The organism is Flavobacterium sp., assembly GCF_043722275.1.
Classification (GTDB): Bacteria; Bacteroidota; Bacteroidia; order Flavobacteriales; family Flavobacteriaceae; genus Flavobacterium.
This window is the reverse complement of record NZ_JAYSPC010000153.1, coordinates 55,105-68,774: the sequence shown is the minus strand read 5'-3', so window position 1 is coordinate 68,774 and position 13,670 is coordinate 55,105. Positions and strand designations below refer to the sequence as shown.

The following is a 13,670-nucleotide window of genomic DNA, read 5'->3' as shown; positions in this document are numbered from 1 at the left end:
GTTATTTAAAATCAGATAAATTATTAATGATGAAATTATAGAGTTTATTAGTCGAAAAAATCTCCGTTTCCAGATCCGTTTTTAGAATTAAATCTGCTTTTTCAGGAATTTCAAAAACATCGCTTATTCCAGTAAAGTTATTTATTTTATTAATGTCATTATCCGGAAGCATTGCTTTTTTATATAATCCTTTTGGATCTCTTTTAATTAGATTATTGATAGAACAATCCAAAAATACGGTTCTGACGAATTCATGTTTTCGCAATTCATTTCGCAAACTTTCATAAGGATTTATAACCGACATTAAAACAATCTTTGTATCTGCTTCAATAAAATTTCGCCCCACATTAAAAAGTCTCCTGACATTTTCGCATCTGTCTTCTTTAGAAAATCCTAAATCTTTGCAAATCGTTTTGCGGTAAACATCGCCATCAACTATTTCGGCCGTATGTCCGTTTTCAATTAACAAATGGCGAACATTTTGGGCTAATGTCGTTTTACCGGAACCGGATAAACCTGTAAATTGTACTAAAATCATTGGAATTTCTTTTGTTTTAAATCTCCTTAAAAATAAATAATTTGTAAGAATGAAACAATAAGTATAAATACGCTTTTATTGTTTTCTAAAAACTCAAAAGAAACACAAGTAAATCACTATTTTTATCTTTTAATTAAAGAACCATGAAAAAGAAATTAGTTGTTTTAACCGGAGCCGGAATTAGTGCCGAAAGTGGTATTAAAACTTTTCGCGACAGCGATGGTTTATGGGAAGGTCACGACGTAATGGACGTTGCAACTCCTGAAGGATGGCGAAAAAATCAGGAATTGGTTTTAGACTTTTACAACAAAAGACGACAACAACTTAAAGAGGTAAAACCTAATTTAGGTCACTATATTTTAGCCGACTTAGAAAAGGATTTTGATGTTTATATTATTACGCAAAACGTAGATGATTTACACGAACGTGCCGGAAGCACAAAGGTTTTGCATTTGCACGGCGAATTACTAAAAGTGAGAAGTACCAGAAACCGTGATTTAATCCTGAATTGGCAAGATGATTTATTTACTGGCGATCTGGACGAAAACGGACACCAATTACGTCCTCATATTGTTTGGTTTGGCGAGGATGTTCCGGCTCTCGAAGAAGCGATTGCAATTACTGAAACTGCTGATTATTTTGCGGTAATTGGGACTTCATTGCAAGTTTATCCAGCGGCCGGATTAATTTCTTATACATATAGTATTACGCCGGTTTTTTATATTGATCCAAAGCCAATTGCAATACCAAATATTCAGAATAAAGTTGAAGTTATCGCAAAAATTGCTTCTGAAGGTGTGGCTGAATTGAGAGAAAGGTTAAAATCAATTTAAAACACTAATCTTACGAATTAACACGAATCAATATTGGCTTAAAAATAAAATTACTGCCTGTTTTTTTAATATTTAGTTCCAAAAAATTAAAAGAAACAACCTTCGTGAAAATTTGTGAAATTTGTGTTTATATTTTTTCTTTTTCATCTGACTATTGACTACTTGATAACTTTTAATCCGCAAATTCTGTTTATATTTGTGCCTTTCGAAAAAACAACATAACAATGACTACTTTAAACGAATTGAATGCTATATCACCAATCGACGGACGATATAGAAGTAAGACCCTTTCATTAGCTCCATTTTTCTCTGAAGAAGCTTTAATTAAATACCGTGTATTAGTTGAAATTGAATACTTTATTGCTTTGTGCGAAGTTCCTTTGCCACAACTTGCAGGCGTAAATTCAAGCTTATTTGACAGTTTACGCGATATTTATAAAAATTTCTCTACTGAAGATGCTCTTTGGATAAAAGAAACTGAAAAAGTAACCAATCACGATGTAAAAGCGGTTGAATATTTTATCAAAGATGCTTTTGAAAAACTAGGTTTATCTCAATACAAAGAGTTCATTCACTTTGGTTTAACTTCTCAGGATATTAATAATACTGCGATTCCACTTTCTACAAAAGATGCGTTTGAACAAGTTTATTTACCATCGCTAATTGGTTTAATTTCTAAATTAAAAGAATTAAGCACAGAATGGAAAGACATCCCAATGTTGGCCCGTACGCACGGGCAACCGGCTTCTCCTACTCGTTTGGGTAAAGAAATCCTTGTTTTTGTAGAACGTCTTGAAGAGCAAATGCGTTTGCTATTTAATATTCCCTTTGCCGCTAAATTTGGTGGTGCAACAGGAAATTATAATGCACATCACGTAGCATATCCACAAATTGACTGGAAAAAATTTGGTAATAAATTTGTTGAAACTGATCTTGGTTTACACCATTCTTTTCCAACAACTCAAATAGAACATTATGATCATTTTGCTGCATTTTTTGATGCTTTAAAAAGAATCAACACGATCGTTATCGATTTAGATCGTGATATCTGGACATATGTTTCGATGGATTATTTTAAACAAAGAATCAAAGAGGGAGAAATTGGATCATCGGCAATGCCACATAAAGTGAATCCTATTGATTTTGAAAATTCAGAAGGAAATTTAGGAATCGCAAATGCTATTTTTGAACATTTGGCTGCTAAATTACCTGTTTCAAGATTACAGCGTGATTTAACAGATAGTACTGTTTTACGTAATATTGGTGTGCCAATTGGTCATACAATTATTGCTTTTGAAGCTTCTCTAAAAGGTTTGAACAAATTACTTTTAAACGAACCTAAGTTTGCTGAAGATTTAGAGAAAAACTGGGCTGTTGTGGCCGAAGCGATTCAGACTATTTTACGTCGTGAAGCATATCCAAATCCTTATGAAGCTTTGAAAGGTTTGACGAGAACTAACGAAGCTATTGACAAAAAAGCAATTCATAATTTTATTGCAACGCTAGAAGTTTCTGATGCTGTTAGAGCAGAATTAATGGCTATAACACCTAGTAATTACGTAGGAATCTAAAGAAAACTCAAAATATTTTCTCAAAAAAAGCTATCTTTATCGATAGCTTTTTTTATTTACAAATCTTGTCAGGACTTTAGCCCAGAGTGAAATGAAAAGCCTTTTGCGAAAAAAACCATATTTTTTTGCCGGGACAGAGCGACCGGAGGAAGCTCCTGAAACGGGATTAAAAAATAGGTGTTTTGAGTAAAAGCTTGAAATGGAAAGCTGGATTAGCTCCTGAACAAAAAATACCACTTTATGATTGCCTTAAGCGCCGCTGCAGAAACTACACACCATTTACAACCTCTTATTAGCGACTTGGGATTAATCCTGATGACCGCCGGAATTGCTGTTTTGATATTTAAAAAAATGAAACAGCCTCTTGTTTTAGGCTATTTAATCGCCGGATTTTTAGCCGGAAACCATTTTGACTTTTTTCCATCGATTACAGATATGAAAAGTGTTGAAGTCTGGGCTGAAATTGGGGTGATCTTTTTGCTATTTAGTTTGGGACTTGAATTTAGTTTTAAGAAATTGATGAAAGTTGGAGGAACATCTTCCATCACCGCCATAACGCAAATTTTATTCATGACGATCATTGGTTATTGTGTGGGACAATGGATGGGCTGGGGGAAAATGGATAGTATTTTTCTTGGTGCGACACTTTCGATTTCGTCTACAACTATAATTATTCGGGCGTTTGATGAACTGGGAGTTAAGGGAAAAAAGTTCGCCGGAATTGTTTTTGGCGCCTTAATTGTTGAAGATATTATGGCGATTTTAATGTTGGTCTTATTGTCGACAATTGCGGTTAGCGATCAGGTTTCAGGCGGTGAATTATTACAATCGGTTTTAAAATTAGTGTTCTTTTTAATTATATGGTTCTTAGGCGGAATTTTCATTATTCCAACAGTTTTAAAGAAAGCCAAACATCTTTTAACGGATGAAATGCTGCTGATTATTTCATTAGCGCTTTGTTTAATGATGGTTATGTTTGCGGCAAATGTTGGCTTCTCGCCTGCTCTTGGTGCTTTTATAATGGGATCTATAATTGCAGAAACTACTCAGGCGGAAAAAATCGAGCATTTGATTCAGCCTGTAAAAGATTTATTTGGTGCGGTTTTCTTTGTATCAGTGGGAATGTTAATCAATCCCGAAACTTTGGTTACCTATATGTTGCCGGTTGCGCTTATCACGTTATTGACCATTTTCGGGAAAGCATTTAGTTCGTCTATTGGAGCTTTATTATCGGGACAACCGCTTAAACAATCCGTTCAGACTGGTATGAGTTTGGCGCAAATTGGTGAGTTTTCGTTTATTATTGCCACTTTAGGTATGTCGCTTAAAGTAACCAGTGATTTTTTATATCCAATAATTGTTGCAGTTTCTGCCATTACAACATTTACAACTCCGTTTTTAATTAAATATTCAGATCCTTTTTCCGGATATTTAGAGCGAAAATTGCCAAAAAAATGGGTTAAAAATATTAACCGTTACAGCGTAAATGCGCAAGCGATAAAATCTGTAAGTACGTGGCAAATTGTACTTCGCGCATCGGTTACACAAATTATATTGCATACTATAATTATTACCGCGATTATTTTATTGTCTTCAAAATTTGTTGCGCCGTTAGTGGCTGATACACGTTTTGGGAATACGCTTGCGGCATTAATTACTCTGGTTGTAATTGCTCCGTTTTTATGGGCGCTTTCGTTGCGACGTGTAAAAGTGAGTGAAGTCGAAACCTTATGGGAAGAACGAAAATATCGTGGCGCACTTTTGATGTTGATTTTGATCAGAATGAGTCTTGGTTTGTTTTTCGTTGGATTTTTACTGAATATTTTCTTCTCGCCTTTAGTCGCTTTTGTGGCGTTGATTATTGCTATTGGTGCTTATCAACTATTTCCTAAAAAACTGAACGATCAATATCATAAAATAGAAAATCACTTTTTGAAGAATCTTAACGATCGTGAAAACAAAAAAATTGATAGAAGATATGCCAATTTAATGCCGTGGGACGGTCACATGTCTATTTTTGATATTGGTAAAGAATCTAATCTTGCGGGTAAAACTTTAGAAGAATTGCGTATCAGAGAGAATATGGGAATCAATATTGCTTTTATCAGACGTGGTGAAATCACAATCCCAATTCCAACTAAAAATGAGCGTTTGTTTCCCGGCGATGAAATTTGCGTAATTGGTACCGATGAACAAATTACTCAGTTTACGACTTATTTACAAAATGAAGTTGAAGCGGCTAAAAACGTTCAGGAATCAGATGTTGTGCTTCGTCAAATGGAAATTTTCAATGAGGATTTTATCCAAAAAAGTATTGGTCAATTTAGAGGAAAAACTGGCGGACTTGTCGTGGGAATTGAAAGAAACGGTAACCGAATTTTGAATCCGGAATCGCAAATAATCTTAGAAAAAAATGATATTATCTGGGTCGTTGGTGATAAAAAACGAATGAACGAGTTAATGAAAAAGAGTGTTCCTGTAGAGTTATAGATAAGCTACTAAGGTGCTGAGTTTCTAAGGCACTAAGTTTTTTTTCATATAAAAACTGTTAAATCTTAGAAACTCAGCGCCTCAGCAACTTAGAAACTTTTATTTATTAGGCTGCGGTGTCATTCGCAAATAAGGTTTTATTGGAGTATGCCCTTTTGGGAATTTCGCCGGAATATCACTGTCTAAAACGGCTGGTGTAATTACTACATCTTCGCCATCTTTCCAGTTTGCAGGAGTTGCTACGCTGTAATTCGCCGTTAATTGCAAACTATCAATAACACGAAGTAATTCTTCAAAATTTCTTCCTGTTGAAGCCGGATATGTCAAAGTCAATTTTATCTTTTTATCAGGTCCAATTACAAAAACCGAACGCACTGTAAATTTCTCGCTTGCATTAGGATGCAGCATATCGTACAAAGTCGCTATTATTTTATCTTCATCAGCAATTATAGGAAAATTAACTGTTGTATTTTGAGTTTCGTTAATGTCTTTAATCCACAATTTATGAGATTCCAGACCATCAACACTTAAGGCTATAACTTTTGTATTTCTCTTTTTAAATTCAGGAACATAATTGGCAACTGTTCCTAATTCAGTAGTACAAACCGGGGTAAAATCTGCGGGATGCGAAAATAAAACTCCCCAGGAATCTCCTAACCATTCATGAAAATTAATTGGCCCTTCGGTTGTTTCTGCATGAAAATCTGGAGCAATATCTCCTAATCTTAATGTTGGCATAATTTATATTTTTTTAGTTCATCTAAAATTAGTCAAAAAAAGCACAAGGAAAACAACGAATTTTTAAAAATAAGTTAAAGTTCTACATTTTCTATCTAGTTAGTGTTTTTAACTAAATAAAACTGACTATAAAATACCAAATCGCAAGGGTTATAAAGGAAATCGGGATTCCGAAACCAATCATCATACTGCTTAATTTTGGCTTTAAGCCATAAGTCGAAGCTAAAATTGCGCCGGTAATCATGGGCGCCATTGCCATTTCCATAATGGTAATTTTAATAGCCTCAGAATGTTGGTTGAAAACAAAAACATACAAAACAAAAATTATAGAAGGAGTTACAATAAGCCTGAAGAAAAGTCCAAGTCTAAGAAATTGCCAATGCTGGCTTTTTCGGTCAAAAGTAAGTTGCAATCCTACTGAAAGTAATGCTAATGGCGTAACTAAACTTCCGATTTTCAATAAAATAGCCTGAAGATTTAAATCTAAATCATATTGAAAAATATTCATTGAACACGCTACAACAAAAGTTATAAATGGTGGAAAGAAGATTATCTTTTTGAAAATACTAAAACCGTCAGCATTTCCTTTTGAATAAAAAGCGGCAACAAAAACGCCCAAAGTCGAAACTACGACAAATGTTCCGGGCTGATCCACAAGAATTGCAGTTTCTAAACCTTTTTTACCAAATAAAGCTTCAATTATAGGATATCCAAGAAAGGAAGAATTACTTAATCCGGCAGTGAGAATTAAACAGCCAATAAGTTTATTTGACCAACCCAATCTTTTTCCTAAAAAATGAAAAAACATAAATGCCAGTAAAAAACTGATCCATCCTGATAATATCGGGAACAATAATTCATTACTCCATTTTATTTTTGGAAGGTGATAAAGCGTTATTGCCGGAAGACATATATATATTACAATTTTATTTAAAATCTTATAAATATGTGTTGGGAATTGCCTTATATGCTGCAAAACCAAACCCAGGGCAAGAAAGAAAAATATGAGTATAAAATTGTTCATGTCTTTAAAAAAATCAAAAATAGGGATTTATAAATTGCATCTTAAAATTATTTTTTCGTTAAAAACATTTTTAATTCAATAAAACTACTTACATTTGTAATATATTTTATTACAGTATGATTTCAGGTAAATTTGCCATAACGATTCACATTCTTACTTTGCTTACTAAATATCCTAATGATTATTTATCATCAGAATATATAGCGGGCAGTATTAATTTGAATGCTGTTTTAGTGAGGAAAGAAATTGCGAATTTAAAAGCGCATCATATTGTAGAAAGTAAAGAAGGTAAAAATGGCGGAACAAAACTGTCTGTTGATCCTTCGAATATTTCATTGAAAGAAATATTTGAAATGACTTTTGAATCGATTAATTTAGGTTACGCTAAAAATCAGCCTAACCCCGATTGTCCGGTTGGAAAAAAAATCAATCAGAATTTGAGCGTTTTATATGCTGATATGAATCAAAAAGTTAGTTTACAATTAGAAGGGATTTCATTAGAAGATTTTTCGAATCAATTCTAAAACTATTTTTTTACACAAAACTGTAACATTTTTTATTACTAATTAAATTTATATATTATGAAAATTGCAATTATTGGAGCAACAGGATTTGTTGGCTCAGCCATTTTAAATGAATTAGCAAACAGAAATCACGATATTACTGCTATTGCAAGAACTCCAAAAGACACAACAAATGCTACTTGGAAAAGTGCTGATATTTTTAATATTGATGCTTTAACCGAAGTTTTAAAAGGAAACGATGTTGTTATCAACGCTTATAACCCAGGATGGACGAACCCAAATATTTATGATGATTTTATTGCGGGGTCAAAAGCGATTCAGGAAGCGGTAAAAAAATCTGGCATAAAACGTTTTATCACGATTGGCGGCGGCGGAAGTTTATTTGTTGCTCCTGATTTACAAGCGGTTGATACTCCTGATTTCCCAAAAGAATATTATCCGGGCGCAACCGCTGCTAGAGATTATTTAAATATTATTAAGGAAGAAAAAGATTTAGACTGGGCATTTTTTAGCCCTGCTTTTGAAATGCACGCTGGTATTACAACTGGAAGAACCGGAAAATACCGCTTAGGTTTAGAAAATCCTGTTTTTAATGACGAACAAAGAAGCATTTTATCTGTTGAAGATTTAGCGGTTGTTATTGCCGATGAAACCGAAAATCCAAAACATCATCAGGTTCGATTTACTGCAGGATATTAATTTTTTATAGCCACGAATTACACTAATTTTTACTATTTTTTTTTTAGAATAAAAAGCACATATTGTATGCATCCTGACGAAGGAAGGATCTCCGCGAGAAACTCCACAATCAGAATCTACAATCTTTGTCGAGCTACTTACGGAGATCCTTCCTCCGTCAGGATGACAAAAATGGGGTAATAATTCGTGAATTCGTAGCGAATAAACCCAAGCGGTTTCAAAGAAATCCTTTTTTGAAACTGTTTTTGTTTTCTGTACTTTTACAGTACCAAAAAATATACTTTGTCAAGTCCAAAAAAACAATCAGGAAGTTTACAAGAAAAAGCGGGAATTTCACCTCCAGAAATTACCAATGTTGCTGCTATTCGTCAAATTAAGAAAAACAGAAAACAACAACCTTCTTCTACTGAATTGATTGATGGAATTTTAAACGGAAACAGAACGGCGCTGAGTCGTGCAATTACTTTGGTTGAAAGTACAAATACTGAACATACTGCAAAGGCAAACGAAGTTATTAACGGATGTTTACCTCACGCCAATAAATCTATCAGAATAGGAATTACAGGAGTTCCCGGAGTTGGAAAAAGTACTTTCATCGAAGCTTTTGGAAGTTTCCTGACGCAATTAGGCAAAAAAGTCGCTGTTTTAGCTGTTGATCCAAGCAGTTCACTTTCTCACGGAAGTATTTTAGGGGATAAAACCCGTATGGAAGAATTGGTAAAAGATGAAAATGCTTTTATACGTCCAAGTGCTTCGGGAGATACTTTGGGCGGTGTTGCCCGTAAAACACGCGAATCGATTATTTTATGTGAAGCGGCCGGTTTTGATACTATAATTATAGAAACTGTTGGCGTTGGACAAAGCGAAACTGCGGTTCACAGTATGGTTGACTTTTTTTTATTACTAAAAATTTCCGGTGCGGGCGATGAACTTCAAGGTATTAAACGCGGAATTATGGAAATGGCCGACGCTATTGTCATCAACAAAGCGGATGGCGATAATATTAAAAAAGCAAATCTGGCGAAACTGGAATTCAACAGAGCTTTGCATTTATTTCCCCCAAAAAAATCAAATTGGCAGCCAAAAGTAACCACTTGCAGCGCAATAACAGGTGAAGGAATTTTAGAAATCTGGACTACTATTTTAAGTTATTTCGAACAAACAAATAAATCTGGCTTCTTTCCCGAAAAACGAAAAGAACAGAATCAGTTCTGGATGATGGAAACTATAAATGAACAATTGAAGCTGAACTTTTATAATCAACCCGAAATTATTTCGCAATTAGAACAAAACAAAAAAGCAGTGCAAAATGATGAAATTTCACCTTTTGCAGCTGCTCAAAAGTTATTAAAATTGTATTTTAATAAAGGTACAGAGGCTCAAAGTTACAAAGGGACAAAGTAAAAACCTTAGAACCTTTGCAACTTTGAACCTCTGAACCTATTTTTTCCTCAACTTATACTTATTCTCCTTATATAAATTTCCTGCTGTAATTACATGTGCCAAAGCATCTTTTGCTAATTCTTCATTTAATTTTACGGGAATTAAAGTCGTGTCGTTTTTGATTTCGAATTGTAAAGGTTTCAAATTTGGCTGCATAATAACAACCTGATTTTCGACTCTAAAAGCGTTGATATCATTAAATTGCATGATTGATCTTCCTTTTACGTTTGGATCTAATTTGTTTAGATTTCTTCCTACCATTGGTGTTTCAAACGACTGACCTAAATAACTCAATAATGTTGGCGGAATATCAATTTGACTCGCTAATTTACTGTAAACAGCTCCTTTTTGAACTCCTGGTCCCATAATTAATGCGGGAATATGAAATTTATTTATTGGCACTAAATTCTTTCCGTACGTTCTTGTGTTATGATCTGCGATTACGATGAAAACAGTGTTTTTAAAATAAGGCTCTTTTTTAGCCATTTCGAAGAATTTTCCAATAGAAAAATCAGCATATTTCATGGCATTATTTACCGTTGCAGGTTTTTCATCATAAGGTTTAATTCGTCCTGCAGGATATTCAAAAGGCTCATGATTAGAAGTCGAAAACATTAAAGAAAAGAAAGGTTTATTTCCTTTAGCTTTAAAATAATTGTTGGCTTTTGTTACTAAATCTTCATCAGAATAACCCCAGGTTCCTTTGAAAGCATATTTATTTCCGTCAGATTCAAAATCTTCCTGATCTATAATATCTTCAAAACCATTTCCGTTGAAAAACGAAGCCATATTATCAAAATTTGCCATTCCGCCATAAATGAAACTGGTGTCGTATCCTTTTTGTTTTAAAGCTTCTGCCAATGTAAAAAATCCTTGTTGTGAGTTCCCTAATTTCACTACACTTTCTGATGGTGAAGGCAAAAATCCGGTTACAACAGCTTCAATTCCGCGAACGCTTCTTGTTCCTGTGCAATATAAATTGGTAAACAACAATCCTTCTTTTGATAATTTGTCAAATTCGGGAGTTAATGGTTTTCCTCCTAAAATTCCAACATATTCTGCTCCTAAACTTTCTTGCAGAAAAATCACTAAATTATAAGGTTTCTTCAGGATTGTATCTGGTTTTTGAACATGCAAAAACGGAATTTCAGCATTTGTAAAATCACTTGGTCCGGCAATCATGTATTTTTTTACACGAGCGATTGCTTCAGCTTCATCCATTTTACCGTACATCTTTGTATTTCCTTCATTTTTAATCGAATAAGCGGCATAAGCTACTGTATACAAAGAGTTCAATCCTAAAGTATTCGTTAACTGATCTGTGGAAAAAACTGCATTACTTGGATTTATCGGACGTTTTGAAACCAAACTTGAACGTGCTCCAAAAAACAATAAAAATGCAACTAATGGAAAAAGCATTAATTTGAATTTATATTCAGTACTTGTTGTATGAAAATATTTTTTCCCTTTTTTGAGCGCCAAATAAATTGCAACTCCCAGAATTATAAAAGTTACAATGATAGATGTCAGATAACTTTTTAGAAGCATTCCAATTACTTCTTTTGGATAAATCAAATAATCTAAGAAAATTTTATTGGGACGTGTGTCGTATTGTTTTACGAAATCCGGTGATGCTAATTCTACAAAAAGAATCAGAAACAGAAATAAAAAGCTGTAAATTACCAAAAAATTATTGGTGAATTTCAGTGCTTTATTTGGTAGAAACGTAATTAAAACTGCCGGCAGAAAAGACAAATAACATAATAATATTAAATCCATTCGAAGTCCGATTGGAAAAATATACCAGAAATTTGGTGTTTCTACTACTCGGTCTTTAAATATAAAAAATAAAAAGATTCGGCTTAAAGTAGTAATTAGCAATCCGATTGCTATGAAATTAAAAATGGGTTTTAAAAAACTTAATTTTTTCATCAGAAAGATTTAAATATTTTTTGTTGAGTTATGCTGAAGATCTACTCTTCGTAACGTTTTATTTCTCTATCATAAAACTCATTCGCCTGAACAATCAAACCTTCCATTTCAGCATTTAATTCTGCTTCGTCAAGATCTTCTGCTTCTTCCATAAACTCAACCTCATCATCTTTTAAGTTGATTATAAATCTAGGATAATCAAGGTGAATGATGAAAATATCATCTGCAAAATCAGTATTATCTCCGAGTAAAAATTTAGGTAATTCCATTTTTTTATTAATTTTTATTGTTATGGTTTGCCACAGATTTCACAGATTAAAAGATTTAAAAAAACAATCTGTGTGAATTTGCGAAATCTGCGGCTTCTGTTTATTTTGTACGTTTCAAATTTAACTATTTGAAAATGAATTTTGGATTAATTTTTTGGTTATGTAATGAAAGCGAATGTATAGAAATATTGCCGCTGCGGTTAATCCTGCCAAAAGTCCGATCCAAACTCCTTGCGCTTTTAGATCTGTATATTCGGCTAAATAATACGAAATAGGAAAACCGATGATCCAATATGCCACAAATGTAATGTACATGGGGATTTTCACATCTTGCAATCCGCGTAAAGCGCCAAGAACTACAACCTGAATTCCATCAGAAATTTGAAAAACTGCGGCTATTAAAAGTAATTTTGATGCAATACTTATTACTTCGGCATTATCAAGAACTTGTCCTCCGTTTTCCATATTCAAAAAGATATGAGGCAGGAAATTATGGAAAGCAATAAACAGAATTGCAAAAACAGTTTCTAATATAATGGCTAATAAAAAGATAGAACGAGCAACAACAATTAATTTTTTATAATCATTTAATCCTCTTTGATTGCTTACTCTAATCATCGAAGTAACGCTTAATCCCATTGCAAACATAAAAGTTAACGACGCCAGGCTTAAGGCAATTTGATTTGCTGCCTGACTGGTTTTGCCAATGTTACCACAAAGCCAGATGGAGGCTGTAAACAGTACAATTTCAAAAAGCATTTGCATTGCTGATGGAAATCCTATGCTTATTATTTTATTTATGGTTTCTTTTTTAATTTCATCAAAGCTGAAGTTCTTGAAAAAACGTTTCAGATCATTTCTTCTTGATAACATAATATGCATGAACATCACGAGGAATATTCTCGAAATTACGGTTCCTAAAGCTGCACCAACAATTCCCATTTTTGGAAATATCCAGATGCCATAAATTAATACGTAATTCATTCCTACATGCAGCACATTTGCCATTATCATGGCGTACATTGAATATTTTGTCAATGACAATCCATCAGCAAATTGTTTATAACCCTGATAAATAATTAGAGGAATCAACGAGAAAGCAACCCAGTCAAGATATGGTTTTGCAAGTGCAATTACATCGGCAGGCTGTTGAAGTAATTCCATTATTGGCTTTGCCAAAACAATTACACCAAAAAGCACTAATCCTAAAATGGTACATAAAAACAAACCGTGATGAAATGCAGATCGAATTTTATCGTCATTTTTTTCCGCATCGCCTTCGGCAACGATTGGTGTAATGGCGGTAGAAAAGCCAATTCCTAATGACATTGCGATAAAAATCATGCTATTTCCTAACGAAACCGCAGCAAGCTCTGTACTTCCTAATTTCCCTACCATTATATTATCGACTATACCTATTAATGTATGCCCGACCATTCCTAATATAATAGGATATGCTAATCTTAAATTATATGAAAACTCTTTTGTGTACTGCTTTAAATTCACTGCGATTCTTTTTAGTCGGCAAAGATAATCAGAACCTTTGGATTCTTTGATATTATTAAAAACATAAGCAAACATTAAGTCTATTTTGAACTAACCCTAATAT

Annotated in this window: 12 protein-coding genes; 6 read left to right on the top strand and 6 right to left on the bottom strand. The window is 33.6% G+C overall.

The annotated features are described in order from the left end of the window. Nucleotide 1: 1 nt before the first annotated feature. Complete coding sequence (gene cysC / locus ACHZDT_RS18905; protein ID WP_394776250.1) at nt 2-538, bottom strand: adenylyl-sulfate kinase; 537 nt, start codon at nt 536-538, stop codon at nt 2-4. A 143-nt stretch (nt 539-681) separates the two neighbouring features. Here cysC and ACHZDT_RS18900 point away from each other — a divergent pair, with 143 nt between their 5' ends. From ACHZDT_RS18900 to ACHZDT_RS18890, 3 genes are all read left to right on the top strand, one after another. Next, entirely contained in the window at nt 682-1,371 is a 690-nt protein-coding gene (locus ACHZDT_RS18900) for an NAD-dependent deacetylase (protein WP_394776249.1), read from the top strand. 224 nt (nt 1,372-1,595) lie between these two features. Then, on the top strand, nt 1,596-2,942 hold the full coding sequence (purB, locus tag ACHZDT_RS18895) for an adenylosuccinate lyase (RefSeq protein WP_394776248.1): 1,347 nt from the start codon (nt 1,596-1,598) through the stop codon (nt 2,940-2,942). Nucleotides 2,943-3,182: 240 nt separating this feature from the next. Next, complete coding sequence (locus tag ACHZDT_RS18890; RefSeq protein WP_394776247.1) at nt 3,183-5,432, top strand: cation:proton antiporter; 2,250 nt, start codon at nt 3,183-3,185, stop codon at nt 5,430-5,432. 99 nt (nt 5,433-5,531) lie between these two features. Here ACHZDT_RS18890 and ACHZDT_RS18885 read toward each other — a convergent pair whose 3' ends face one another. Then, nucleotides 5,532-6,170, bottom strand: a complete 639-nt coding sequence (locus ACHZDT_RS18885; protein WP_394776245.1) for a peroxiredoxin — start codon at nt 6,168-6,170, stop codon at nt 5,532-5,534. A 112-nt stretch (nt 6,171-6,282) separates the two neighbouring features. Beyond that, nucleotides 6,283-7,194, bottom strand: coding sequence for an AEC family transporter (locus ACHZDT_RS18880; protein ID WP_394776244.1), 912 nt, complete (start codon nt 7,192-7,194; stop codon nt 6,283-6,285). 116 nt (nt 7,195-7,310) lie between these two features. Between ACHZDT_RS18880 and ACHZDT_RS18875 the strand changes: the two genes are divergently transcribed. From ACHZDT_RS18875 to meaB, 3 genes are all read left to right on the top strand, one after another. Beyond that, the gene (locus ACHZDT_RS18875) at nt 7,311-7,718 is read left to right on the top strand and encodes an Rrf2 family transcriptional regulator (protein WP_394776242.1); all 408 of its coding nucleotides are present in this window, start codon (nt 7,311-7,313) and stop codon (nt 7,716-7,718) included. Nucleotides 7,719-7,775: 57 nt separating this feature from the next. After that, a complete protein-coding gene (locus ACHZDT_RS18870) occupies nt 7,776-8,417 on the top strand; it encodes an NAD(P)-dependent oxidoreductase (protein WP_394776241.1) in 642 nt (213 codons plus the stop codon). Nucleotides 8,418-8,699: 282 nt separating this feature from the next. Next, nucleotides 8,700-9,821, top strand: a complete 1,122-nt coding sequence (meaB, locus tag ACHZDT_RS18865) for a methylmalonyl Co-A mutase-associated GTPase MeaB (RefSeq protein WP_394776239.1) — start codon at nt 8,700-8,702, stop codon at nt 9,819-9,821. Between the two features lie 36 nt (nt 9,822-9,857). Here meaB and ACHZDT_RS18860 read toward each other — a convergent pair whose 3' ends face one another. The 3 genes from ACHZDT_RS18860 to ACHZDT_RS18850 form a co-directional block, all read right to left on the bottom strand. Further along, a complete protein-coding gene (locus ACHZDT_RS18860; RefSeq protein WP_394776238.1) occupies nt 9,858-11,792 on the bottom strand; it encodes an LTA synthase family protein in 1,935 nt (644 codons plus the stop codon). A 41-nt stretch (nt 11,793-11,833) separates the two neighbouring features. Continuing rightward, nucleotides 11,834-12,061 carry a hypothetical protein gene (locus ACHZDT_RS18855; protein ID WP_072961795.1) on the bottom strand — a complete coding sequence of 76 codons (228 nt, stop codon included), beginning with the start codon at nt 12,059-12,061 and terminating at the stop codon, nt 11,834-11,836. Nucleotides 12,062-12,181: 120 nt separating this feature from the next. After that, entirely contained in the window at nt 12,182-13,567 is a 1,386-nt protein-coding gene (locus ACHZDT_RS18850; protein WP_394776305.1) for an MATE family efflux transporter, read from the bottom strand. Nucleotides 13,568-13,670 lie beyond the last annotated feature (103 nt).

Bases quoted from the DNA above. Each gene is read 5' to 3' on its own strand.
- ACHZDT_RS18890 (WP_394776247.1), top strand. From the start codon at position 3,183: ATGATTGCCTTAAGCGCCGCTGCAGAAACTACACACCATTTACAACCT.
- ACHZDT_RS18870 (WP_394776241.1), top strand. From the start codon at position 7,776: ATGAAAATTGCAATTATTGGAGCAACAGGATTTGTTGGCTCAGCCATT.
- ACHZDT_RS18900 (WP_394776249.1), top strand. From the start codon at position 682: ATGAAAAAGAAATTAGTTGTTTTAACCGGAGCCGGAATTAGTGCCGAA.
- ACHZDT_RS18875 (WP_394776242.1), top strand. From the start codon at position 7,311: ATGATTTCAGGTAAATTTGCCATAACGATTCACATTCTTACTTTGCTT.
- ACHZDT_RS18855 (WP_072961795.1), bottom strand. From the start codon at position 12,061: ATGGAATTACCTAAATTTTTACTCGGAGATAATACTGATTTTGCAGAT.
- ACHZDT_RS18860 (WP_394776238.1), bottom strand. From the start codon at position 11,792: ATGAAAAAATTAAGTTTTTTAAAACCCATTTTTAATTTCATAGCAATC.
- ACHZDT_RS18880 (WP_394776244.1), bottom strand. From the start codon at position 7,194: ATGAACAATTTTATACTCATATTTTTCTTTCTTGCCCTGGGTTTGGTT.
- ACHZDT_RS18885 (WP_394776245.1), bottom strand. From the start codon at position 6,170: ATGCCAACATTAAGATTAGGAGATATTGCTCCAGATTTTCATGCAGAA.
- cysC (WP_394776250.1), bottom strand. From the start codon at position 538: ATGATTTTAGTACAATTTACAGGTTTATCCGGTTCCGGTAAAACGACA.
- purB (WP_394776248.1), top strand. From the start codon at position 1,596: ATGACTACTTTAAACGAATTGAATGCTATATCACCAATCGACGGACGA.